The sequence below is a fragment of the Aeromonas sp. XH genome (assembly GCF_033348475.1).
Lineage (GTDB): Bacteria > Pseudomonadota > Gammaproteobacteria > Enterobacterales > Aeromonadaceae > Aeromonas > Aeromonas sanarellii.
The window spans coordinates 1,598,366-1,620,707 of record NZ_CP137630.1 but is presented as its reverse complement, the minus strand read 5'-3'; the positions used below and the strand labels follow the sequence as shown (position 1 = coordinate 1,620,707).

Annotated in this window: 19 protein-coding genes and 1 riboswitch; of the genes, 8 read left to right on the top strand and 11 right to left on the bottom strand. The window is 63.8% G+C overall.

The genetic code is table 11. The features are described 5' to 3' along the window. Positions 1 to 295 precede the first annotated feature (295 nt). Entirely contained in the window at positions 296 to 997 is a 702-nt protein-coding gene (locus R2B70_RS07700; RefSeq protein WP_084202573.1) for a cold shock domain-containing protein, read from the top strand. A gap of 128 nt (positions 998 to 1,125) precedes the next feature. On the opposite strand, the gene R2B70_RS07695 is transcribed toward R2B70_RS07700, so the two are convergent. Genes R2B70_RS07695 through R2B70_RS07675 form a run of 5 tightly spaced genes read right to left on the bottom strand, consistent with a single transcriptional unit; the run spans position 1,126 to position 8,539 of the window. After that, complete coding sequence (locus R2B70_RS07695) at positions 1,126 to 3,933, bottom strand: FAD-binding and (Fe-S)-binding domain-containing protein (RefSeq protein WP_318163040.1); 2,808 nt, start codon at positions 3,931 to 3,933, stop codon at positions 1,126 to 1,128. Continuing rightward, positions 3,933 to 4,577: a LutC/YkgG family protein gene (locus R2B70_RS07690; RefSeq protein WP_042075247.1), complete on the bottom strand. Its 645-nt coding sequence runs from the start codon at positions 4,575 to 4,577 to the stop codon at positions 3,933 to 3,935. The genes R2B70_RS07695 and R2B70_RS07690 overlap by 1 nt, the downstream gene beginning before the upstream one ends. A gap of 1 nt (position 4,578) precedes the next feature. Then, positions 4,579 to 6,015, bottom strand: coding sequence for a LutB/LldF family L-lactate oxidation iron-sulfur protein (locus R2B70_RS07685; protein WP_042075244.1), 1,437 nt, complete (start codon positions 6,013 to 6,015; stop codon positions 4,579 to 4,581). After that, complete coding sequence (locus tag R2B70_RS07680) at positions 6,008 to 6,829, bottom strand: (Fe-S)-binding protein (protein WP_318163327.1); 822 nt, start codon at positions 6,827 to 6,829, stop codon at positions 6,008 to 6,010. Before R2B70_RS07680 ends, R2B70_RS07685 begins: the two co-directional genes overlap by 8 nt. A gap of 12 nt (positions 6,830 to 6,841) precedes the next feature. Beyond that, on the bottom strand, positions 6,842 to 8,539 hold the full coding sequence (locus tag R2B70_RS07675; RefSeq protein WP_318163039.1) for an L-lactate permease: 1,698 nt from the start codon (positions 8,537 to 8,539) through the stop codon (positions 6,842 to 6,844). Positions 8,540 to 8,600: 61 nt separating this feature from the next. Here R2B70_RS07675 and R2B70_RS07670 point away from each other — a divergent pair, with 61 nt between their 5' ends. Next, positions 8,601 to 9,578, top strand: a complete 978-nt coding sequence (locus R2B70_RS07670; protein WP_197971228.1) for a LysR family transcriptional regulator — start codon at positions 8,601 to 8,603, stop codon at positions 9,576 to 9,578. 15 nt (positions 9,579 to 9,593) lie between these two features. Here the strand turns inward: R2B70_RS07670 and R2B70_RS07665 are convergent, their stop codons facing one another. After that, complete coding sequence (locus R2B70_RS07665) at positions 9,594 to 10,388, bottom strand: alpha/beta fold hydrolase (RefSeq protein ID WP_318163038.1); 795 nt, start codon at positions 10,386 to 10,388, stop codon at positions 9,594 to 9,596. Between the two features lie 107 nt (positions 10,389 to 10,495). On the opposite strand from R2B70_RS07665, the gene R2B70_RS07660 reads away from it, so the two are divergent. The 3 genes from R2B70_RS07660 to R2B70_RS07650 are packed head-to-tail and all read left to right on the top strand — an operon-like array spanning position 10,496 to position 11,753. Continuing rightward, positions 10,496 to 10,864, top strand: coding sequence for an MmcQ/YjbR family DNA-binding protein (locus R2B70_RS07660; protein ID WP_318163037.1), 369 nt, complete (start codon positions 10,496 to 10,498; stop codon positions 10,862 to 10,864). Continuing rightward, complete coding sequence (locus tag R2B70_RS07655; RefSeq protein ID WP_318163036.1) at positions 10,861 to 11,406, top strand: GNAT family N-acetyltransferase; 546 nt, start codon at positions 10,861 to 10,863, stop codon at positions 11,404 to 11,406. Before R2B70_RS07660 ends, R2B70_RS07655 begins: the two co-directional genes overlap by 4 nt. Positions 11,407 to 11,417: 11 nt before the next feature. Then, positions 11,418 to 11,753, top strand: a complete 336-nt coding sequence (locus R2B70_RS07650) for a DUF3802 family protein (protein WP_209791749.1) — start codon at positions 11,418 to 11,420, stop codon at positions 11,751 to 11,753. A 274-nt stretch (positions 11,754 to 12,027) separates the two neighbouring features. Here R2B70_RS07650 and msrA read toward each other — a convergent pair whose 3' ends face one another. After that, complete coding sequence (msrA, locus tag R2B70_RS07645; RefSeq protein ID WP_042075228.1) at positions 12,028 to 12,660, bottom strand: peptide-methionine (S)-S-oxide reductase MsrA; 633 nt, start codon at positions 12,658 to 12,660, stop codon at positions 12,028 to 12,030. 253 nt (positions 12,661 to 12,913) lie between these two features. Between msrA and argA the strand changes: the two genes are divergently transcribed. Beyond that, entirely contained in the window at positions 12,914 to 14,242 is a 1,329-nt protein-coding gene (gene argA / locus R2B70_RS07640) for an amino-acid N-acetyltransferase (protein ID WP_318163035.1), read from the top strand. A 106-nt stretch (positions 14,243 to 14,348) separates the two neighbouring features. Further along, positions 14,349 to 14,570, top strand: a riboswitch (Lysine riboswitch). An 86-nt stretch (positions 14,571 to 14,656) separates the two neighbouring features. After that, the gene (gene lysC, locus R2B70_RS07635; RefSeq protein ID WP_209791747.1) at positions 14,657 to 16,009 is read left to right on the top strand and encodes a lysine-sensitive aspartokinase 3; all 1,353 of its coding nucleotides are present in this window, start codon (positions 14,657 to 14,659) and stop codon (positions 16,007 to 16,009) included. A 159-nt stretch (positions 16,010 to 16,168) separates the two neighbouring features. Here the strand turns inward: lysC and R2B70_RS07630 are convergent, their stop codons facing one another. After that, positions 16,169 to 17,251 carry a hypothetical protein gene (locus R2B70_RS07630; RefSeq protein ID WP_318163034.1) on the bottom strand — a complete coding sequence of 361 codons (1,083 nt, stop codon included), beginning with the start codon at positions 17,249 to 17,251 and terminating at the stop codon, positions 16,169 to 16,171. Positions 17,252 to 17,500: 249 nt separating this feature from the next. Here R2B70_RS07630 and R2B70_RS07625 point away from each other — a divergent pair, with 249 nt between their 5' ends. Further along, positions 17,501 to 19,762 (top strand): LTA synthase family protein, encoded by a 2,262-nt coding sequence (locus tag R2B70_RS07625; protein WP_318163033.1) that lies wholly within the window; start codon positions 17,501 to 17,503, stop codon positions 19,760 to 19,762. 118 nt (positions 19,763 to 19,880) lie between these two features. Here R2B70_RS07625 and R2B70_RS07620 read toward each other — a convergent pair whose 3' ends face one another. The 3 genes from R2B70_RS07620 to ycfP form a co-directional block, all read right to left on the bottom strand. Next, a complete protein-coding gene (locus R2B70_RS07620; protein ID WP_219144031.1) occupies positions 19,881 to 20,198 on the bottom strand; it encodes a heavy metal-binding domain-containing protein in 318 nt (105 codons plus the stop codon). A 159-nt stretch (positions 20,199 to 20,357) separates the two neighbouring features. Beyond that, positions 20,358 to 21,650, bottom strand: coding sequence for an NAD(P)/FAD-dependent oxidoreductase (locus tag R2B70_RS07615; RefSeq protein WP_216990021.1), 1,293 nt, complete (start codon positions 21,648 to 21,650; stop codon positions 20,358 to 20,360). Positions 21,651 to 21,724: 74 nt separating this feature from the next. Then, the gene (ycfP, locus tag R2B70_RS07610; RefSeq protein WP_042075214.1) at positions 21,725 to 22,264 is read right to left on the bottom strand and encodes an alpha/beta hydrolase YcfP; all 540 of its coding nucleotides are present in this window, start codon (positions 22,262 to 22,264) and stop codon (positions 21,725 to 21,727) included. Positions 22,265 to 22,342: the final 78 nt, after the last annotated feature.

Below are 22,342 nucleotides of genomic sequence, written 5' to 3'. Positions count from 1 at the left end.
ACCTCTTCAATCGGTTAACCGCAGCACAACGGAGGCTATATTCCGTGCGGTAGCCGTGTGATTTAATGAGTAATGAAATAGGACTGGACACCAGTAAACATCTTTGTCTGATAGTTAGGCAGGGGGTCATATATCCACAACATCAAGATTGAATGTGGTATACGATATAAAAATCACAGTGAGACCTTTCTCTATATAGAAAGCATCTAGGGACACAAGAATAAAAAATCACTTTCTTTGTCAATCCCTCGAACATTAACACAGTCAATTCAACATTCGACACCCAGGGAAGAAAATGAAAGGAAAAATTACTCAATGGAATGATGACAAGGGCTTTGGATTTATTACGCCAGAAGATGGTTCAGAAAAAACATTCTTTCATATTTCTGCTGTAAGCCCCAAAGACAGAAGGCCACAGATTAATGACGAGGTATTGTTTGAGACTGAAACCGATAGTCAGCGACGAGTGAGAGCTACAGAAGTTTACTATGAAGGTTGGACTCTTCGTCCTATCACACAGCCTTCCAAACAAAGCCATCGTGCTAAGGGAGGGTCAAGTGATAAAAAAATCATCCTTGAACCAGTCAGAAAAACACCTCTGGATTATGTTTTTTTAATCCTGGCTATAGTTTTGATAACGTTAGCTGGCTTTAACTATTTTAAAGAAAAAGACCTTACAACATCACTTCCAATTGCATTTTTTGCAATAATACCACTGGCTCTATTTAGTCGTCCAAAAAAACCTTCAAACAAATTTTTTACCTGTTCTCGCTGTCGCTGCAATGCTCCGTTTGACAATCGCACCATTCGTGCTTGGAATACGGGCACAATAAAACTCTATTGCTCAAATTGCCATGCTGAATGGTTGAATAACCGAGAAAACACAAGTAATAATTTCCACTCATCATCAAGCCGGGGTAGCGGCTGCCTTGGTGTTCTAGCAATGATGATCGTTATTCCAGTAGGGTTAGTGTCTATTGCATCCTGGCTGAGTTGAACATTACATAATGAGAACTTGGTGTGAAGCAGCTAGCGGCCATAGGCGTTAAAAATAGACGTCAGACTCTTGCTCCTATTTTTCCAACAAAGAAAGCCCCGTCAGAACTTGTTCTGCCGGGGCTTTCTTTATCTCGCCGCCTGATCCACCAGATAAAGGATGCTGTGATAGGGAATGCCGGCGTGCTGGCTGAGCCCCATTTCGCAGGTGCGGCTGTTGCTGAAACCCTGACGGCAATCGCTGGGCACCTGGGCTGGCAGGCTGGCAAGCGCCGCGGCGTTGAGCTCCGGGGTCATCAGCCCCTTGTCGCCGGCAAAGCCGCAGCACTGGATATGCTCAGGGATTATCACCTCACGGGCGCAGGCGCGGGCCACCGCCAGCATCGTCTCCCCCAGCCCCATGCGCCGGCTGCTGCAGGTGATATGGAGCATGACGGTCTCGTCGATGGGGGTCAGCTCAAGGTGGGGTAGCAGGTGTTCCAGCACAAAGGCGGAGGGCTCGAACACCCGAAGCCCCTTGCCGAGCGCCCCCGACAGCAGTCGCTGCACGCAGGGGCTGGTATCGAGCAGCACGGGCCAGCGCCCCTGCTCGCTTGCCTGCCACAGCGCCGCCACCAGCTCACTGCGCTTGCCCTGTGCCACCTCGACCATCCCCTTGCTGTCATAGGGCATGCCGCAGCAGAGCCCCTCAACTCTCACCGGCACTATCACCCGGCAACCCGCCTTCTTGAGCAGGGATAACACCACGTCCGGCAGTGACGGGGCATCCTCCTGCTGGCCGAATACCCGGCTGGCGCACGACGGCAGATAGACCACGGCGCGATCCTCTCCCATGTCCTCGCTGGATCCGCCATGGCTCCCCTCCCCTTGCGACCACCGGTAGCGGCTCGGGCCCGGCAGGGTCGGCAGCCAGGCGGGTGTGCGCTGGCCGCTCAGATGGCGAACCCCGTTCACCAATCCGGCCAGCGCTTTGTCCCCCAACAGCTTGCCGGCAATCCTTTTGAGGCCGAGGGCTCCGCGAGCCGTGCGGGTGACGCCGGCGAAGTGATCGGCGCTCCAGCGGGCGATGGGCACGAAGCGCCGGTATTTGTCAGTGCGCAGCTTCTTGATGAGCGCACCGGTATTGATGCCGACCGGGCAGCGATCGGCGCAGAGCCCGGTGGCGGCGCAGGTGTCGATGCCCTGATAGTCAAACAGCCGGGCCAGCTGGTTGGAGGGCTCATCGGCACGATTGCGGCGGGCCAGTTCGCGGTAAAGCACGATGCGCTGGCGCGGCGAGAGCGACAGGGTGCGCGAGGGGCAGACCGCCTCGCAAAAGCCGCACTCGATGCACGGATCGACGATAGCATCGCTCGCCGGCATGGGCTTGAGGTGGGCCAGATGGGCCTTGGGGTCGTCGTTGATGATGACGCCGGGATTGAGCAGGCCATCGGGGTCGAGCAGCGCCTTGATGCGGCGCATCAGCGCCATCCCCTCCGGCCCCCATTCCAGCTCCACATAGGGGGCCATGTTGCGGCCGGTGCCGTGCTCGGCCTTGAGGGACCCGCCAAAGCGCACGGCGACGAGTTCGGCCACCGCATCCATAAAGGCGCCGTAGCGGGCCACCTGCGCCGGATCCTCGAACCCCTGGGTAAAAACGAAGTGCAGGTTCCCCTCCAGCGCGTGGCCGAAGATGATGGCCTCGTGATACTCAAACTCGTCGAACAGTTGCTGCAGCCCCGCAACCCCTTCGGCCAGACGCTCGATGGGAAAGGCGACATCCTCGATGATGACGGTGGTGCCGGTGGTGCGCACCGCCCCCACCGCCGGGAAGAGCCCCTTGCGAATGGCCCAGAGCCCGGCGCTATCGGTAGTAAAAGGCACAGAGGCGACCTGGGCGAACTCGGCCGCCATGGCCGTCACCTGCTCGCAGCGAGTCACCAGCTCCTCTTTCGATTCCCCATGCACCTCGACAAGCAGGGCGCAGGCAGCCAGGTCCAGCGTCTTGATAAAGTCCGGCAGGCCGGGCTTGCCCGCGACCGAGCGAAGGGAGCGCCCATCCATCAGCTCCACCGCCGCCACCGGCGCACTTTTCAGGCGCGAGGTGGCCAGACAGGCCTGCTCCGCATCCCGAAACACCAGCAGGGCCGAGGCCTTGTGGGGGTATTCGGGCACGGTATCGAGCACCACCTCGGCGATAAAGCCGAGGGTCCCCTCCGAGCCGATCATCAGGTGGGTGAGGATATCGATGGGGTCTTGATGGTCGAGCAGGGCATTGATGGCGTAGCCGGTGGTGTTCTTGAGCCGGTACTTGTGGCGAATTTTGGCGGCAAGCTCGGCGTTCGCCAGCACTTCGGCGCGCAGGGCGGCGAGCCCGGCCAGCAGCTCCGGGCGTCTGGTCGCCAAGGCGGCGCGGCTGTGGGGATCACCGCTCTCCAGCACGGTGCCATCGGCCAGCAGCAGGGTCATGGCGTGCAGGGTGTGATAGCTGTTGTGGGCGGTGCCGCAGCACATGCCGCTCGCGTTGTTGGCGGCGATGCCGCCCAGCTTGCAGGCGTTGATGGAGGCGGGATCCGGCCCAATCTTGCGGCCCAGAGGCGCCAGATAGCGGTTGGCATCGGCGCCGATCACTCCGGGTTGCAGGGCGATGCGCTTGCCCTCGTCCAGAATGCGGTGGCCGCGCCAGCTATCGGTGAGAGTGATAAGCACCGAATCGCTCAGGGCCTGACCCGAGAGGCTGGTGCCGGCGGCGCGAAAGGTGCACGGCAGGTGCAATTCGCGGCACACCCCCAGCACAAAGCGCACTTCATCGAGGGAGTCGAGGCGCACGATGCGCTCGGGCACCAAGCGGTAGAAGCTCGCGTCCGTGCCGTGGGCGAGGCGCAAATCCGGGTCGCTCACCAGCCGCTCCGGCGGGATGCGCTCAAGCACGGCGGCGTCAAACTGGTTCCAGCGCATCAGCAATCCTCCACCAGCACTACCAAGAGGCGACTCGGGCCGTGGGCGCCGTAGGCCAGGGTCTGCTGGATGTCGGCGGTCTTGGAGGGGCCGGAGACCAGCAGCAGATTGGTGGGCATGGCCTGCTGCCAGCGTCCGGCCTCCACCAGCCCTGCCAGGTTGTCGGCGATGGTGGAGGCCGCCAGCAGGGCGATATGGCAGGGGGGCACCAGGGATAAGGTGCGCGGCTCGCCGCCGTCCGGCAGCAACACCAGCGTCCCGGTATCGGCGATGGCCCCCGCGCAGTGGGTGATCCCCGCCTGACAAACGTCAAACAGCTCGTCTTTCCAGCCGGCGAACTCCCCCGCCGGGGTCAACACAGAGCGCCCGGCGCAGGCGGCCGTGACCTCATCCTGCCAGCGGCCGCCCTGGCCACAGGCCAGACTCGTCACGCCTTCTTCATCCAGCCAGGCGCTCAGATCACGGGCCAGGTTTGCCTGTTGGACAGTGAGGATCTCGGCGTGGCTGGCGGTGATCATGCCAAGAAAGCGCTCACGCCGCGCGTTGTCATCTTCCCCGCGCCAGGGCTGCCAGGCGTGCGGAGCCTGGGCAATGGGGGTAGCGGCGCCGCGCAGGCGGTTCAAGATAGCCTCTTTGCTCGACATCTCAGGACTCCTTCTTCTTCTGGCGCAGCAGGGCGTGCAGGCTCTGGGGGGCGGGTTTGGGGGCCTCGCGGCACTGGGTCCAGGGGCCCAAGTGTTTGGGCATCAAGCCCCGCAGGCGACCGGCCACACCGGTCGCGGCGTGATAGAGGCGCGGATGAGTGGCGGCAAAGGCAAAGCCCTGCATGGCCAGGGTCTCGAGCCGGCTCCTGGCCGCCCCCTGCCCCGCCAGCGGTTCGTGACCGGGCTCTGCGTCGTGTTTGGCCTCCCGGCGCAGGCGCTGCAACATGTCGGGAATGGGGATACGCACCGGGCACACCTCGCCGCAGGCCCCGCACAGGCTCGATGCGGTCACCAGATCGCTCGTGCTTTCCAGCCCCAGCAGGTGGGGGGAGATGATCTTGCCGATGGGGCCCGGGTAGATGGTGCCGTAGGCGTGGCCGCCGATGCGGGTGTAAACCGGGCAGTGGTTCATGCAGGCGCCGCAGCGGATGCACTGCAATGTCTTGCGCAGCTCCTCATCCCGGTAAGCCTGGCTGCGGCCGTTGTCGAGCAGCACCAGGTGCACCTCGTCCGGGCCGTCCAGCTCCCCTGCCCGGCGCGGGCCGCTGATGACGTTGAAGTAGGTGGTGATGGCCTGGCCGGTGGCCGAGCGGGTCAGGGCGCTGTAAAGAGGCGGTACGTCACTGAAAAACTCCACCACCTTCTCGATGCCGGTGATGGCCACGTGCACTTTCGGCACAGTGGTGCACATGCGCCCGTTGCCCTCGTTCTCGACGAGGCACAGGCTGCCAGTCTCGGCCACCGCGAAGTTGACGCCGGAGAGCCCCATGCCGGCGCGGCGAAACTCTTCGCGCAGGGCCCGCCGCCCGGTCTGGATCAGGGCGTCCACGTCCGTGGTGGGGGTAAAGCCTTCCAGGTTGCTTGCGAAGGTGTCGCTCACCTCCTGCTTGTTCTTGTGGATGGCGGGCATGATGATGTGGGACGGGGTGTCGCCGTCGAGCTGGACGATAAACTCCCCCATGTCGCTCTCAAGACAGCGAATGCCGTGGCGCGCCATCTCGTGGTTGAAGCCCACCTCCTCGCTCACCATGGACTTGCCCTTGGCGATGCTGCTCACCCCATGCTGCTGAGCGATGCCGAGGATGATGGCGTTGGCCTCGGCCGGCGTCTGGGCCCAGTGCACCCTGATACCGTTGCGCTCGCAGTTGGCTTCGAGCTGCTCCAGCAGCTCCGGCAAGCGCGAGAGGCAGCGCTGGCGAATTTGCTCGGCCGCATCGCGCACCGCCGCTTCTTCCTGCGGGTCGGCGAAGGCGTCGCGCCGCTTGCCGCGCAGGTAATCCATGGCGCCGCGAAAATTCTGGCGCAGCACGGGGTCGGCCAGGGCCGCCTCGGCCTGGGGGTGGAAGCGGCGCGGCGAATACTTGGCGTGATCAGACATGGGGCTGGGCCTCTTTGGTATGAGCCAAATCGCTAACAGCGACGCCGTTATGAGCTATTTCGTCACTGTCGGGGCGGCTGTGGGCGAGCAGGAAGCTCGCCAGGTGGGTGGCAGGCAAGATCCTGCCCTGATAGGCCAGGGATCCCTTGATGTTCAAGAGGCACCCCCAGTCGGCGCTCACCAGGGTGTCGGCGCCGGTGGCCAGCAGGTGGCGGGTCTTGTCCTCCACCATGGCCTGGCTGATGTGGGGGTGGCGCACCGAGAAGGTGCCGCCAAAGCCGCAGCACTCGCTCTCGTAGGCCTGTTCATGCAAGGTGACGCCATCGAGCTGCCCCAGCAGGCTGCGGGCCGTAGTGTGTACCTGCATCTCGCGCCGGGCCGAGCAGGAGGTGTGCATGACGATGCTCGCCTCCCCCACCCCGTGCCAGCGCACCCGGCAGATCCGGGCCAGAAACTCGGTGAGCTCGAACACCCGATCGCAAAAATCGGCCACCTCGGGGCTCTCGGGGAAGAGGCGGCGGTAGTGGTGGTGCATCATGCCGCCGCAGGAGCCCGACAGCACCACCACGGGCCAGGGCTCGGGGAAGAGCGCCATCTGGCTTTGCGCCACCTTGCGCGCCTCCTCCTCATGACCCGAGGTGTAGGCCGGCTGCCCGCAGCAGGTCTGTTTCTCGACAAAGTGCACCCTTATCCCTTCCCGCTCGATCAGGGCGATGGCATCGAGCCCCGCCACCGGGTCGAACAGGTCCACCAGACAGGTGGCGTAGAGATAGACATTGGCCGGCTTGGCCGGGTAGACCCGCATTACCTTCATCACTTGCTCTCCTTACTTGAGCTGCAGCAGTGCGTCCGAGATGTGGAAGCTGTACATGAGCGCCAGCCCGATAAGGCCGGTGACCAGCAGGTAGTAGAGGGTCGGCAGCGCCGTCTTGCGCAGCGTCGCCCCCTCACGGCCGAGCAGCCCCACGGTGGCCGAGGCCGCCACCACGTTGTGAATGGCGATCATGTTGCCCGCAGCGGCGCCGACTGCCTGCAGGGCCAGCATGGCGGCGGTGGAGACCCCCAGGGTCTGGGCCACCTCGAACTGGAACTGGCTGAACATCATGTTCGATACCGTGTTGGATCCGGCGATAAAGGCCCCCAGCGCACCGATGGTGGCGCTGAGCGCCGGGAAGAACTCCCCCACCAGCCCGGCGGCAAAATTGGCGGTGGTCACCGGCATGCTGGCGAGATCCGCCCCGTTGACGCCGGAGTTGATGAAGATGCGCACCATGGGCACGGTGAAAATCAGCACGAAGCCGGCGCCGATCAGGGTGCGGCTGGACTCCCCCAATGCCCGCCCGAAGGGGGCGAGGGAGCGCGATTGCAGCCAGGTGGCGAGCAGGGCGCAGAGCACCAGCAGGCCCCCCGGCAGGTAGAGTGGCTCAATGGAGGCGCTGACCCCCTTCTCCCCCAGCAGATCCGTGAAGGCGAGGCTCACCGACAGGAGGCTGGCCTTGAACTCCGGGCTCACCCGGCTCGCCACCAGCAGGAGCGCCAGCGCCACATAGGGGAGCCAGGCCAGCATGAGCGACATGGGGCGGCCGGCGGCCTCTTTGAGATCGAGCTTGAGGGAGCCCAGCCACTCGGCGGGCCACTCGTTCTCGGGGGCGAAATCCCAGGAGTTCTTGGGCACCAGAAAACCGGCTCGCGCCGCTGTCACCACCAGGGCCAGCCCCACCAGACCGCCGATGAGGGACGGGAACTCGGGGCCGAGCAGCATGCCGGTGAGGGCATAGGGGACGGTGAAGGCGAGGCCGGCGAAAATCGCAAACGGCAGGATGGAGAGCCCCTCGGTCCAGCTGCGGTTGCGACCGAAGAAGCGGGTCAGCATCATCACCATCAGCACCGGCATCAGGGTGCCGACGGTGGCGTGAATGAGGGCCACGTTGGTGGTCACCTGTTGCAGGTAGATGTCCCAGCTGCTGCCACCGGCGCTCAGGGTCTGGCCGATGGCCTGGTTATCCAGCCCCTTGTTGATGCCCACCAGAATGGGGGTGCCTACCGCGCCGAACGACACCGGGGTGGACTGGATCATCATGCCGAGCAGCACGGCGGCGAGCGCCGGAAAGCCGATGGCCACCAGCAGGGGCGCGGCGATGGCGGCCGGGGTGCCAAAGCCCGAGGCCCCTTCGATAAAGGCGCCGAAGCACCAGGCGATGATGATGGCCTGGATGCGCCTGTCCGGCGAGATGTTGGTAAAACCGCCGCGAATGGTGCTGATGGCGCCGGTGTGTTTCAGGGTGTTGAGCATCAGGATGGCGCCGAACACGATCCAGAGCACGGTCACCGTGATCACCAGCCCCTGCAGGGTGGAGGCGATGACCCGGGTCGGGCTCATCTGCCAGCCCCAGAGGGCGATGAACACGGTCAACAGGAAGGCGACGGGCATGGCGCGCTTGGCGGGCCAGTTGAGGCCGACCAGCAGCACGGCGGCCACCAGGATCGGCGAGAAGGCCACCAGGGCCAGCAGGGTGTCTGTCATCATTGCGTCCTTGTCCAGAGGGGTGCAGAGGCGCACCTTGTTGTTGTTTTGTTAAGCGGACGTGACCTTACCCTGTTCCTTTTTCGCGATATATGGAAATAATGAACAACATTCGTTCCAAAAGTTGATTAATATGGCCAGTACCGACGACCTCATCCTCTTCGCCCAGGTGGTGGAGGCCGGATCCTTCAGCAAGGTAGCTGAACAAAATTCCCTGACAAATTCAGTGGTTAGCAAGCGGATCGGGCGTCTTGAGGAGGAGCTCGGGGTGCAGCTCCTCTATCGCACCACCCGCCGGCTCACCCTGAGCGAGGCGGGCAAGGCGCTCTATCAAGGTGCCAAAAATGTGAAGGCCGCCGCACTGGACGCCTTCGACGCGGTGGCGGGATTTGGTGAAAAGGTGAGCGGTCATGTGCGGATGTCGGTGCCCACCATCTCGGGGGAGCTCTTGCTCGCCGATGCGGTGGCCGATTTTTGCCAGCAGCACCCGGGGCTCACGGTGGAGATGTCGCTGGACAACCGCTTCGTCAACCTGGTGGAAGAGGGGTTCGATCTGGTCATTCGCACCGGCTATCTGGATGACTCGAGCCTGATTGCCCGCCACATTCTCGACTCCCAGTGGGTCATCTGCGCCGCCCCCGCCTATGTGCGCCGTTTCGGGGCGCCGCGGGAGCCGTCGGATTTGCTCACCCACAACTGCCTGCGCTACGCCTACCAGAGCACGGGGGCCTCGGAGTGGGCCTTCAAGGGGGAAGAGGGCAACTATCTGGTGTCGGTGTCGGGGAGCTTTTCAACCGACAACGCCGGCGCCCTGCGCAAGGCGGCGCTGGGGGGGCGCGGCATCGTCTATGTGCCGCGCTGTCTGGTCTATCACGATCTGATGAACGGCGAGCTGGTGGATCTCTTCCCCGATCAGGTGGGCAAGAAGCTCGGCATCTACGCCGTCTACCCCTTCACCCGCCAGCCGCCGCGCAAGATAAGGCTGCTCATCGAGCACATCCGCCAGCGCTATCTGGAGATTGGCCACTACTTCCTCTGAGGCCCTTGTCGGGCCTCAGAGGGCGGATGACGCCGCCTGACGGGAGAGAAACGCCAGGGACTGGCGGTTGAAGTGATCCGGCTGCTCCACGTTGCAGACATGGCCGCATTTCTCGATGATGGCCAGCCGACTGTAGGGGTCGCGGGCCACCTGCTCGCGCACCGGGGCGATAAACATGTGGTCCTCCTCCCCCATCAGGTAGAGGGTCGGGATCGGCAGGGCCCGCTCGCGAAAATAGCGCATAAGAGGGTTCACCTCGGTGGCGAGACGGAACCAGCGTTTGAACTCCTTCTGGCACAGCTTGCGGGCCTCGCGCACGAAGAGGTTGCGGGACTCCTGATGGTGCTGGCGCGGCATGATGATGAAGGCGAACAGCCGGTAGAGCCACATGTAGGGCAGGATGTGCTGGCCGAGGCGGCCAAGCTGCACCAGCACCCGGGAGCGGATGTCGAGGCGCAGTATGGCGCCGCCGAGCACCATGCTCTTGACCCGCTCGGGGCAGAGCTCCGCCAGGTGGCGAATGAGGATGGTGCCGAGCGAAATGCCGACAAAATGGGCGTGCGGGATGCGCAGGTGATCGAGCAGGCGCAAGATGTCCTCGGTCACCGCCCGGAAGCTGTAGTGACCCTTCACCACCTGCTGCAACTGGTTGGACTGGCCGTGGCCGCGCAGGTCGAGCAGCAGCACGTTGAAGTGCTCGCGATAGGCGCGCAGCTGCTTGAACCAGATGGAGGAGCTGCCGCCCGCCCCGTGCACGAACACCACCCAATCCCGATCGGGGCCCAGTTCAAAGGTCTTGTGGTACAACATCTCGTGGGCTCCCGGGGTGATGGGGGGTATACTCGGCGCGCATATTAACAGATGGCTCACCCCGGTGAACATGCTTCCTCCATGATCGGACCAGAGCGGACTCCTCCATGACACTCGTGCAATTGCGTGAATTTTTGCTCAGCCAGCCCGGCGCCACCGAAGATACCCCCTTCGGCCCGGAGATCCTGGTCTACCGCATCGCCGGCAAGATGTTCGCCCTGGTGGACTGGCAGGCGGATCCCCTCTCCATCAACTTGAAGTGCGAGCCCGAGCTCGCCCTGCTGCTGAGGGAGATCCACCCCGAGGTGAAACCGGGCTGGCACATGAACAAGCAGCACTGGAACACGGTGACCCTGAGCGAGAGCCTGCCGGACGAGCTCTGGCAAGGCTGGATAGTGCACTCCTACGAGCGGGTGGTGGCGGGACTGCCCAAGGCCAGGCGGCCTCAGGCCCCGATCGGCGACGCCACGCCATGAGCCCCGCCTTGCCGACACAGGGAGCCGGCCCGCTGCACATCGTTCCCCTCGCCGAGCGCCATGTCCCCGCACTGCTGGCCCTGTTCGAACAGTCGGTGCGCCGCCTGGGCCCGGAGCACTACAGCCAGGAGCAGGTGGAACAGTGGGCCAGGGGGGCCCACCACCCTGGCCTCGCCAGCCAGTTGCGCGAGCACCATGGCTGGGTCGTCGAACGGGGGGAGACGCCCCTTGGATTCGCCACCCTGAGCGATGACGGCCACCTCAGCCTGCTCTACGTGAGCGCGGATCATCAGCGCCAGGGGATCGGCACCCTGCTGCTGGAGGCGGTGCTCGAGCACGCCGTCCGGCTGGGACTGCGTCTCCTGACCACGGAGGCGAGCGCCTTCAGCCTCGCCCTGTTCCTGCGCCACGGCTTCGAGCTGGCAGGAGTGGAGACGGTGGACCGTGGCGGTGTCCGTTTTATCCGCCATCGCCTCTACTGCCGCTTGCCAAGCGGGGGCCAGCCACTAAAATACCCACCATTTCCCCAAGGCATTGAATAAAGGGCGACCATATGGTGGTAGAGAGCGACGGTTACATTGCGCTGATCGAGTATCTGGTAGAGAGTCTGGGTCTGTTCGAGAGCCAGCAGCAGGGCAGCGGCACCCAGACCATAGAGGATCTGGTGAGCAGCCGGGTGGCCGACAACCTGATGGCCATCTGCGAGCAGAATCCCCAGCTCGACCCCAAGGTGCGCTTCATGATCATGCAGGAGGCCGATGCCGTGGTGGCCGATCTGGAGGAGGTGCTCTCCGCCGTCTGGCTGCGCGCCCCCACCCCGGCCCAGCACGCCTTCCTCGACGAGTTCATCAGTCTCATCAAGAACCTGTTCGACAACACCATAGGCTAGGCCCTTCCCGCCCCTCGTCGAGACGCCAATGAAAAGGGCCGCCTCATCGGGCAGCCCTGCTTGCTAGCATTGTCAATTCATCGCGCTTGTCAGTTGAATGAATATCGGAGCAACAAAGGTGTCTGGTCTTGGCTTCCATCCATGGTAGCTAACCTGTTGGTCAGCCCTGGTTCAGTTTAGTTCCCCGCCAGACAGTATTTTCTCGATATTTATTTCACCCTTCTTTCAAAAATGTGACACGGGGCCGGCTGGCCCCGTGTTGCGCGACGACGCCTCAGCGATTGAGGCTGGGCGGCAGGCAGACGCCTATGCCCCCCAGGCCGCAATAGCCTTCCGGGTTCTTCTCCAGATACTGCTGGTGATAATCCTCGGCGTAGTAGAAGGGCGCCAGCGGCAGGATGCGGGTGGTGATGGTGCGCCCGTCACCGCTCGCCGTCATGGCCTGCTGGTAGGCGGCCAGGCTCTGCTGGGCGATGGCCTCCTGGCTCTCGTCGGCATAGAAGATCACCGAGCGGTACTGGGTGCCGATGTCGCCGCCCTGGCGCATCCCCTGGGCCGGATCGTGGTGTTCCCAGAACAGCTTGATGAGATCCCCATAGCCGATGACCCTGGGATCGAACACCACCTGCACCGTCTCGGCGTGGCCGGTCAGCCCGCTGCACACCTCCTTGTAGGTGGGGTTGGGGGTCAGACCCCCCTGATAACCGGCGGCGGTGGAATAGACCCCGGGCTGCTGCCAGAACAGCCGCTCGACGCCCCAGAAACACCCCATGCCAAACCAGGCCAGCTCCATCCCCTCGGGCCAGGGCCCCTGGGTCGGATGACCGTTTACCGCGTGCTGCTGGCCAATCTCCAGCGCTTCCCGCCGTCCCGGCAGGGCCTCTGCCGGTGAAATAATCTGCTCCATATGCCCTGTCCTTGTATAAAACCCCGCGCGATGCGGCTGACGAAAAGGAACACCGAAGATAACAGGTTCCTAGCCCGGATCAACCGAGGGCGGCCTCCCGCGGCGGGGGCCGCCCTCCGGTGCGCCTCGCGGCCCCTCTCCCTCCCCCTGGTCAAAATCACGGCAAAAAAACACCAATTCAATATTTAGTCTTGATTTGTGAATTAATTTTCATATATTGAGCAAATTGCTGCTTTTTTATGGAATGAAACACGTGCGTGAACGCGAACCCAGCCTGGTCCATGCCTTTCGGCAGTCCACCCCCTATGTCAACGTGCATCGGGGTGCCACCTTCGTCCTGATGATCGGCGGGGAAGCCATCTGCCACCCCAACTTTGCCAACATCGTCAGCGACATCGCCCTGCTGCAGACCCTCGGCATTCGCCTGGTGCTGGTGTTTGGCTCGCGGCCGCAAAATGACGAGGCCCTGGCCCGCGCCGGCATCCAGGCCCAGTACCACAGGCGGGTCCGGGTCACCGACGATCAGAGCTTCGCCATCATCAAGCAGGTGTGCGGCGGTCTGCAATACGACATCACGGCCCAGCTCTCCATGGGGCTGGCCAACACCCCCATGCAGGGGGCGCGCATCAGCGTGGTGAGCGGCAACTTCGTCACCGCCCAACCGCTGGGGGTCGACGACGGCATCGATTTTTGCCACAGCGGCCGGGTACGGCGCATCGACGTGGAGGGGATCACCCGCCAGCTGGATCAGCATGGCCTGGTGCTCATCTCCCCCATCGGCTGCTCGGTCACCGGCGAGAGCTTCAACCTGAGCTCGGAAGAGGTAGCCCGCCGGGTGGCGGTGGATCTGAAAGCGGACAAGCTCATCTGCTTCAGCAGCACCCAGGGGGTCATGGACAGACACGGAGAGGCCATCTCCGAGCTCTTCCCCGAGCAGGCCGAGGAGCTGCTGGCGGAGCTGGAGCAGGCGGGGGAAGAGATGTCCGGCACCGCCCGCTACCTGCGCGCGGCCATCGCCTCCTGCCGGGGTGGCGTGCCCCGCTCCCACCTGGTGAGCTATCAGGATGACGGCGCCATGCTGCAGGAGCTGTTCAGCCGCGAGGGCCTAGGCACCCAGATAGTGCGCGAAAGCGCCGAGCGGGCGCGGGCCGCCACCATAGAGGACATCGGCGGCATCCTGGATCTCATCCGCCCCCTGGAGGAGGAAGGCATACTGGTGCGCCGCTCCCGGGAGCAGCTGGAGATGGAGATAGACAAGTTCACCATCATAGAGCGCGACGGCCTCATCATCGGCTGCGCCGCCCTCTACTGCTTTATGGAGGAGGCGATGGCCGAGATGGCCTGCGTCGCCATTCACCCGGAGTACCGCAACTCCAACCGGGGCGACACCCTGATCGCCAAGGTGGCCGAGCGGGCCAAGCGGCTCGGCATCCGCCGCCTGTTCGTGCTCACTACCCGCTCCATCCACTGGTTCCGGGAGCGGGGCTTCGATCCCCTGGAGGTGGAGAATCTGCCGGTGGCGCGCCAGCGCCTCTACAACTGGCAGCGCCGCTCCAAGGTTTTGTCCAAGACCATTTCGTAACTTGTTGATCTTGTGTCTGGTTGCCGTCAATTGTGTACTTTTTTACAAACTCGATTGACAGTGCAATCCAGTGCAGGGTATTTGTACATGTACGCCACCCCAGGGTGGCACCAGAAGAGGAGCGCTGCCCAGGCAGCCCAAGGGAGGACACCAGAATCCGGTGAACTTGGGTCAGGGGGAGCAGCGCCGAGACGAGGCGAGTGACTGGACACCGCCACGTCGGCTGCGGGGGCTGAATCCCCCGGGTTGTCATCGGTCGTGTGCATCCCACAGGCATCCAGCAGGATCCTTGCGGGATGGGCACCACGGGTGGAGTGCTTCTGGCCGGGATCCTCACGTTTTCCTGCCATTTTTTGCCTCCTCCTCTCTTTTGCCCGATGAAACCGGATTTTCACCTTGAGACAGGAGTATGCAATGAACCTCATCAACGTCGCCAAGTTTGGCGGAACCAGCGTCGCCGATGCCGCGGCCATGAACCACTGCGCCGACGTGGTGCTGGCCAATCCGGCGACCCGGGTGGTGGTGCTGAGCGCCAGCGCCGGCGTCACCAACCTGCTGGTGAGCCTGGCCCAGGGCGAACTGGACGAAGCCGGGCAGGACGCCCTGCTCGACAAGCTGACCGGGATCCAGCAGGCCATCCTGACCGCGCTCGGCAACCCGAGCGACGTGAGCGCCCTCATTCACGCCCAGCTCGGCGACATTCGCACCATGGCGCGCCAGGCCTGCCAGCACACCGACGCCGAGCTTGCGGACAGGCTCATCGCCTGCGGCGAGCTGATGTCCACCCGCCTCTTCACCGAGCTGCTGCACCAGCGCGGCGTCAAGGCCCAGTGGCAGGATGCGCGCCAGCTGCTGCGCACCGACAGCCGCTTTGGCAAGGCCACCGTGGATCTCGCGGCGACCCGCGCGCTCTGCCAAGCCACGCTGGGCCCCCTGCTGGGTGACAGCCTCGTCATCACCCAGGGCTTCATCGGTGCCGATGGCGACGGCCGTACCACCACCCTCGGCCGCGGCGGCTCCGACTACAGCGCGGCCCTGCTCGCCGAGGCGCTGGACGCAGGCAGCATAGAGATCTGGACCGACGTCCCCGGCATCTACACCACGGATCCGCGCCTGGTCACCCGGGCCCGCCCCATCCCCGAGATCAGCTTCGTGGAGGCGGCGGAGATGGCCACCTTCGGCGCCAAGGTGCTGCACCCGGCCACCCTGCAACCGGCCCTGCGCCAGGACATCCCGGTGTTCGTGGGCTCCGCCAGGGATCCGGCCGCCGGCGGCACCTGGATCCGCGCCAGCACCAGCACCAATCCCCTGTTCCGGGCCGTGGCCCTGCGCCGCAACCAGGTGCTGGTCACTCTGCACAGCCTCAACATGTTCCACGCCTACGGCTTCCTGGCCGAGGTGTTCGGCATTCTGGCCCGCCACCGCATCTCGGTGGATCTCATCACCACCTCCGAGGTGAGCGTGTCGCTGACCCTGGATCACACCGGCAGCCAGAGCAACGGCGAACCCATCCTCAATGACAAGGTGCTGGCGGAGCTCGGCCAGCTGTGCAAGGTGGAGGTGGAGACCGGCTTCGCCCTGGTGGCCCTCATCGGCAACCGCATGAGCGAGGCGGCCGGAGTGGGCAGCCAGGTGTTCGACGCCATCCGCGAGCACAACATCCGGATGATCTGCTACGGCGCCAGCGCCCACAACCTCTGCTTCCTGGTGAAAGAGGACGAGGCGGGCCACATCGTCAACTGCCTGCACCGGGAGCTGCTCGACTGAGCAACGCTCTTCTCCTGGCCTGGACAAACCTGGCGGGCCCCCCTGCTTCCCTCGCGGGAGCAGGGGCTTGAGGGACATCCATCCTCCCTCTCTGGAGCCACCACGAGATCGACAACAAAGAGGGGCGCCGCGGCGCCCCTCTTGTCGTGCAGGTATGCCCTAGGATCGCGCGGGCGGCAGCAGGTTGGCGCGGATCTGCTCGCGCAGCCCCCCCAGCCGCTGCAACAGACCGGCCTGACCGAGCCCGGCCTCATCGTGCTCCAGGTTCTCGGCAAGCGCCGGGAAGTGATCCCGCACCGCCAGCTCCAGCCAGTCGAGGCGGCGCAGGGTGAGCGGGCCGCAGCTCTTGCCGCTGAGATCGTCCTGGATGTCGAGCCGGTGGCTGCGGTACATGTCGCGCCACCAGTTGGCCGCCAGCGCCTCGTCGCTTGCCAGCGCCGCACTCCACTCCCCCACCAGCCCCTGCATGCGGGCCAGCACGGGGGCGCTCGCCCCCTCCCGCGACAGGTATTGCAGCTCCCCCTTCGCCCAGGCGAGGCAGAGCTCGCGCCAGTGGCGAAACAGCGGCAGGGGGTCGGCCACATCCAGCCAGAGCCCGGAGAGGGTGCGGGTCTCGAGCCGCTCCGGCACGTGGAAGCCGGGGTCGGTGAGGCCGTTGGAGTTGAATTCGTACAGGGGATCGAAGGGCCACATGTAGCCAAAGTCGAACACCGAGATCTGCTGGCCGTCATCGAGCAGGTTGCCCGGGCTCGGATCCCAGTCAAACCAGCCCCAGCGTGCCAGCTCGGCCTCCACCGCCAGCATCTGCGCCAGGTTGCGCTTGCAGAGCTCGCGCACCGGCTCGCCCCGCAGCCAGGGGGAGACCAGCACCCCGGCCCGGGCTGAGCCGAAGCTGGTACAGACCACGTTGGAGAGGATGGTGGGGTGCAATTCCCGCAGGGACTCTATCTCCCGGCGGCGCTCCAGTTCGGTGAGAAAGGCGGTCTTGCCGTCCACATTGGCCACCAGGGAGTCCTGCCGGCACCGTTTCAGGCACCAGTGATGACCCTCCACCTTGAGATGAAACACCTCGGCGGTGAGTCCGTGGCCATAGGCCCTGATCACCGCCGGGTGATCCTCGGTCAGCCCGATGAGCTGGGCCAGCGGCAAGGGACAGTCCCGCTCCCGCCCGATCCGGATCTCTTCTTTGTTCTCCAGCATCTGGAGCAACCTGGCCTGACGCGCCGCAACCTTGGGATTCATACATGTACCTCCAACCGTTGTTCTGAGACTAAACAGCGGTACGGCGGCAGACCAGCGGTAAAGCCCCATGATGACGCTTTCATCACAGAATGAGCCCCCCTGGCGGATCGGGATCACATTTTGCAAGTCACGGTCGTCACGAAATATTCATCCCCTTGTCATTGAATTGACATCGAGGAACAAGCCCCTCACCATCTGGTCAAAATAGATGCAGCGTTGCTGCCGTGCCCGCTCCAAGGATGAGCCCCTATGAATGCCCCCGTCTCCGGTCACTCCCCTTCCCCGTCCCGGCCCCTGGCCGGATGGCTGCTTGGGGGACTGACCGCCCTGCTGCTGCTGACCCTGGCCCTGCCGCTGCTCAACCCCGTCGGTTGGCTCGGGCGGGTGCAACCGCTGATCCTGGGGCCCGCGGATCAGCCCATCGCCACCCTCTCCCGCTACAGCCTGCTCTACAAGAGCGACAGCCGTGGCCTCTATCTGGTGGTACGCAGCCAGTGGCAACTGTTGAAGCCGCTGCAGGAGGGGGACAAGGTGCGAGTGGAGCTGCTCAACGACAGGGGTGTTCGCATCGATCAGCTGAGCCAGGCGGCAGAGAAACGCCAGAAGTGCCGCCAGGAGCGCTGCACCCTGGATCTCAACAGTGCGCTGCGGGCGCCGGATGATGCCCTGGACAGCCGCTATCAGCTGCGCATCGGCCTCTTGCTGAAAGATCGGCCGCAGAGCGGGGAGTACAGCCAGATCCTGCAGACCCTGCCGGAGCGCGGCTTCAACCTGACCTATCTGATGACCAGCCTGCTGCTGGTGCTGCTGATGAGCGCCGCCATGCTCAGGGTGTTGATGCCGCGGCTGCGCCGCAGCTACCGCTCGCGGATCCTCGGCAGCCTGCTGCTCGGCAACCTCACCTTCGTGCTGCTGCACGGCTTCGTGGTGTTCAAGCTGGGGGAGTTTCTGTTCTGGTCCGGCTTTCGGCCTGAACACTACTATCTCGCCTGGGGCAGCATGGTGCTGGGCTGGAGCCTGTGCGCCCTGGCGGGCTTCAACCTCTACATGGGGCTGGTCTTTACCGCCCTCTCAGGCATAGGCCTGCTGGCGAACTTCATGAAGATCGCCATCTACGGGGTGCCGCTCGGGGGGGACGATCTCGGCAACCTGCTGGCCCTGCTCCACATCCTGCTGGATCAACACCCGGTGCTGCCGGTGCTGGCCGTGCTGGGCCTGCTGTACCTGTGCTGGCGCTTCGCCCTGTCCCGCTGGATCCTGCGCACGGCCGCCGCCACCGCCGCCTTCTTCGCCCTGTGCGTGTTCGCCACCCAGACCGGCAACAAGCTGCTCGGGGCCAACATCCGCTACGTCGACAGGGCGGTGAACTACCACAGGGACATCATCCGTGCCGGTCCCGGCCTCTACCTGTTCAACCTGGTGGACGAGATGCTGCAAAGCGGCAACGTCTTTCGCTACCCCCTGCAGATCAACGAGCGCACTCCCGAACTCAGCCAGCCGGCCCTGGGCCAGCCACCGCGCTTCGATCTGGTGATAGTGCTGCAATACGAGTCGCTCTGGCTCGACTGGCAGGGCAAGATCTGCGCCCCCGCCCCCACCCTGAACCTGCCCGCCGGGGTGGCGCAGTGGCACAAGACCATCCACTCCCCCACCACGGGGGGCATGACGGTGCTGGCGGAGTTCGAGATGAACACCGGGCTGCCGGCGGGCCTGCTCAAGCAGGGGGTGGTGCCCTACTACTACCTGTCAAACCAGGTGCCTGGGCTGGCCCAGAGCGCGAAGCAGAGCGGCTACCAGACCCTGTTCGCCCACCCCTATGTGGAGAAGTTCTGGGGCCGTGCCAAGGCGATCCCGGCGCTCGGCTACGAGGAGCGCTGGTTCGACACCCGCTTCACCAGCCTGGAGCACAAGGGGCTCTATATCTCGGACGATGCCCTCATTGATCACCTGCTGAGACGCACGGCGCAGGACGACGGGCCCCTCTTCGCCTACGCGGTCACCATGCAGGGGCACGGCCCCTTCGACGGGGATCGCTATCGGGCCCAGCAGATCGATCGGGCCTGCCCGGATCAGAGCCCGGCGGAGCGGCAGCTGCTCAACACCTACTACACCGGGGTGGTGGATGCCATGGCCTCCCTGGAGCGGCTGCTCAAGACACTCGATCGCTCCGGCAAGCGCTACCTGGTGGTAGCCTTCGGGGATCACCAACCCTTCCTGATGTCGGCGGGCAAGGGCATCCACGGCGCCAAGCCGCCCCGGGATGCCCCCTACCAGATCCCCATGATGGCCTTCACCCGCGCCGATGAGGGGCTCGATCTCGCCCGCCAGTTCGCCCCGGTGCGCCAGCTCTACCAGATGGGTCAGGCCACCCGAGCGCTGCTGGCGGGGGACTTCACCCCCATAGAGGACAAGCCCCTGCTGCACCCTGTGCTCGGGGAGGAGAAGGGCTTCGACCCCTCCCCCCTGGTGCCGCAGATCCGCGCCAGCTTCCGGGCCGATGCCTTGCCCTAACCCTTCTCCCGCAAGGGGAGAAGGGACCATCGCCTCATACCATCAGGGCGTCGCGCCCGCAAAAAAGCCGATCTCAGGATCGGCTCGGGGCGCTGGCTGGCAAGGGGTGAAAGCGGGCTCACACCACCACGGCGGTGCCGCTGATGCTGACCATCAGCATGCTGCCGTTCTGGCCCACCACCTCGTAGTCGATGTCGATGCCGACCACGGCGTTGGCCCCCAGGGCGGCGGCACGCTCCCTGAGCTCCTCGAAGGCGATCTCCCGGGCCCGGGCCAGCTCCTTTTCATAGGCGCCGGAGCGACCGCCGATGATGTCGCGGATGCCGGCGAACAGATCCTTGAAGATGTTGGCGCCGAGGATGGCTTCGCCCACGACGATGCCGCGGTACTCACGAATGGGCTTGCCCTCCAGGGTGGGGGTGGTTGAGAGGATCATCTTGCGCTCCTTGGGATGAAAACGGGTTTCAGACTACCCCAAACCGTCGCCAAGGGACATCCCCCTGCCGCGCCACTTCGGGATCTGCCGCACCGCTTCGGCCATAAAAAAGGAGAGGCCCTGGCCTCTCCTTCTGATCTGAGTGTCGACCAATACCGCTCAGTGCAGCTTCATGCTCGGGCGCAGCACCCGGTTGATGCGGCCCACCAGCATGATGAGGCCGGTCTTGATGTAGCCGTGCAGGGCCACCTGGTGCATCCGGTACAGGGAGATGTAGACGATGCGGGCGATGTAGCCCTCCACCATCATGGAGCCACGCATCAGGTTGCCCATCAGGCTGCCCACGGTGGAGAAGCGGCTCAAGGAGACCAGGGAGCCGTGATCGTGGTAGCGGTAGGGCTTCATCTCGCCGCCGTTCATCTTGGCCAGGATGTTCTTGAACGCCTGGGTCGCCATCTGGTGGGCGGACTGGGCGCGCGGCGGCACGAACTTGCCGTCCGGCTGCGGGCAGGCGGCGCAGTCGCCGATGACGAAGATGTTCTCGTCGCGGGTGGTCTGCAGGGTCTCGTGGACCACCAGCTGGTTGATGCGGTTGGTCTCGAGGCCCGCGATCTCCTTCATGAAGTCCGGCGCCTTGATGCCCGCGGCCCACACCATGAGGTCTGCTTCAATCAGCTCCCCATCCTTGGTGTGCAGACCCTCGGCGGTCGCTTCGGTGATCATGGTGGCAGTGCGCACGTCCACGCCCAGTTTCACCAGCTCCTGGTGGGCGGAGCCGCTGATGCGCTCCGGCAGGGCCGGCAGGATGCGGGGGCCCGCTTCCACCAGGGTCACCTTGAGGCTGTCGGTGGTGAGATTCTTGAAGCCGTAGGCGTAGAGCTGCTCCACCGCGTTGTAGAGCTCGGCGGAGAGTTCGACGCCGGTGGCGCCGCCGCCGACGATGGCGATCTTCACCTTGTCACCGGGCTGGTATTCGGTGGCGAACTGCAGGAAGCGGTTCATCATGCTGTTGTAGAAGCGGTGCGCCTGGGAGGGGCTGTCCAGGAAGATGCAGTGATCCTTGATGCCCTTGGTGTTGAAGTCGTTGGAGACGGAGCCGATGGCCATCACCAGGATGTCGTAAGGGACTTCCCGCTCGTTGACCACCAGGGCGCCACTGTCGTCGTGGATGGGGGCCAGCACGATGCGCTTCTCGTCGCGCTTGATGTCGGTCAGGCTGCCGAGCTGGAATTCGAAGCCGTGGTTCTTGGCGTGGGACTGGTAGCTCAGGGCGTCGATGCCCGCATCCATGGAGCCGGTGGCTACTTCGTGCAGCAGGGGTTTCCACAGGTGGGTGCGGTTGCGATCCACCAGGGTGACCTTGGCCTTGTTCTTCTTGCCCAGCTTGCGACCCAGGCTGGTCGCAAGCTCGAGACCGCCGGCGCCACCGCCTACAACGACAATATTCATCATGATGATTTTCCTTGGTTCCTCAAAACGAAAGGGAGCCATTGGCTCCCTAAAACGAAATCGGTTGACGTGATGGCTCAGGCTTCTTTGAAGGCCTTCATCCGTTGCAGATGGTGCGAGATGTTCTTGAACTTATGGGTCTCGCGCTCATCCCATACGATGTCGTAATAGTTCTTCAATTCACGTTCAGTGTCCCGATTATCGCGGATTTCATCCCGGACGGAAAGGATGCACAGGCAGTTTCCTGAATTTTTATTACGAAATTCGGTTACACACTTGGTGCCGATGTCCTCGTACTCCTCCGGCCTGTCGATCTTGCCCTGCATGTTCTCTTCCGGGTGCAGGTTGGGGTTGAAGATCACCTGCTTGATACCGCACAGAAACCCGATCCGCTCGCTCCAGTAGCCGCCAAGCCCCACGCCGCAGATGAGGGGCTTGGGGTCCGTGCTCATGTCGAGCTGTTTCTTCACTTCCTTGAGCAGGTGGCTCATGTCGTGGCGGGGATGAACCGTGCTGTAGTGCACGAAGCGCACATCATCATCGATAAACTGCAACTGCAGCACTTTTTCATGATTGCCGGGGCTGGTGGCATCGAAGCCATGCAGATAGATGATCATGGACAAGACCTCAAAAACTGTGTCGGTTCTATCGAAACTACCCCAGCGACAGGGCCTTGCGCCACCAAAACATCTGAC

Excerpts from the sequence above, each read along its gene's own strand:
- R2B70_RS07620 (WP_219144031.1), bottom strand. The coding sequence starts at position 20,198 with ATGATCCTCTCAACCACCCCCACCCTGGAGGGCAAGCCCATTCGTGAG.
- R2B70_RS07695 (WP_318163040.1), bottom strand. The coding sequence starts at position 3,933 with ATGCGCTGGAACCAGTTTGACGCCGCCGTGCTTGAGCGCATCCCGCCG.
- R2B70_RS07690 (WP_042075247.1), bottom strand. The coding sequence starts at position 4,577 with ATGTCGAGCAAAGAGGCTATCTTGAACCGCCTGCGCGGCGCCGCTACC.
- R2B70_RS07665 (WP_318163038.1), bottom strand. The coding sequence starts at position 10,388 with ATGTTGTACCACAAGACCTTTGAACTGGGCCCCGATCGGGATTGGGTG.
- R2B70_RS07615 (WP_216990021.1), bottom strand. The coding sequence starts at position 21,650 with ATGATGAATATTGTCGTTGTAGGCGGTGGCGCCGGCGGTCTCGAGCTT.
- R2B70_RS07680 (WP_318163327.1), bottom strand. The coding sequence starts at position 6,829 with ATGAAGGTAATGCGGGTCTACCCGGCCAAGCCGGCCAATGTCTATCTC.
- ycfP (WP_042075214.1), bottom strand. The coding sequence starts at position 22,264 with ATGATCATCTATCTGCATGGCTTCGATGCCACCAGCCCCGGCAATCAT.
- R2B70_RS07650 (WP_209791749.1), top strand. The coding sequence starts at position 11,418 with ATGGTGGTAGAGAGCGACGGTTACATTGCGCTGATCGAGTATCTGGTA.
- msrA (WP_042075228.1), bottom strand. The coding sequence starts at position 12,660 with ATGGAGCAGATTATTTCACCGGCAGAGGCCCTGCCGGGACGGCGGGAA.
- R2B70_RS07700 (WP_084202573.1), top strand. The coding sequence starts at position 296 with ATGAAAGGAAAAATTACTCAATGGAATGATGACAAGGGCTTTGGATTT.
- lysC (WP_209791747.1), top strand. The coding sequence starts at position 14,657 with ATGAACCTCATCAACGTCGCCAAGTTTGGCGGAACCAGCGTCGCCGAT.
- R2B70_RS07660 (WP_318163037.1), top strand. The coding sequence starts at position 10,496 with ATGACACTCGTGCAATTGCGTGAATTTTTGCTCAGCCAGCCCGGCGCC.
- R2B70_RS07630 (WP_318163034.1), bottom strand. The coding sequence starts at position 17,251 with ATGAATCCCAAGGTTGCGGCGCGTCAGGCCAGGTTGCTCCAGATGCTG.
- R2B70_RS07685 (WP_042075244.1), bottom strand. The coding sequence starts at position 6,015 with ATGTCTGATCACGCCAAGTATTCGCCGCGCCGCTTCCACCCCCAGGCC.
- R2B70_RS07655 (WP_318163036.1), top strand. The coding sequence starts at position 10,861 with ATGAGCCCCGCCTTGCCGACACAGGGAGCCGGCCCGCTGCACATCGTT.
- R2B70_RS07675 (WP_318163039.1), bottom strand. The coding sequence starts at position 8,539 with ATGACAGACACCCTGCTGGCCCTGGTGGCCTTCTCGCCGATCCTGGTG.
- R2B70_RS07625 (WP_318163033.1), top strand. The coding sequence starts at position 17,501 with ATGAATGCCCCCGTCTCCGGTCACTCCCCTTCCCCGTCCCGGCCCCTG.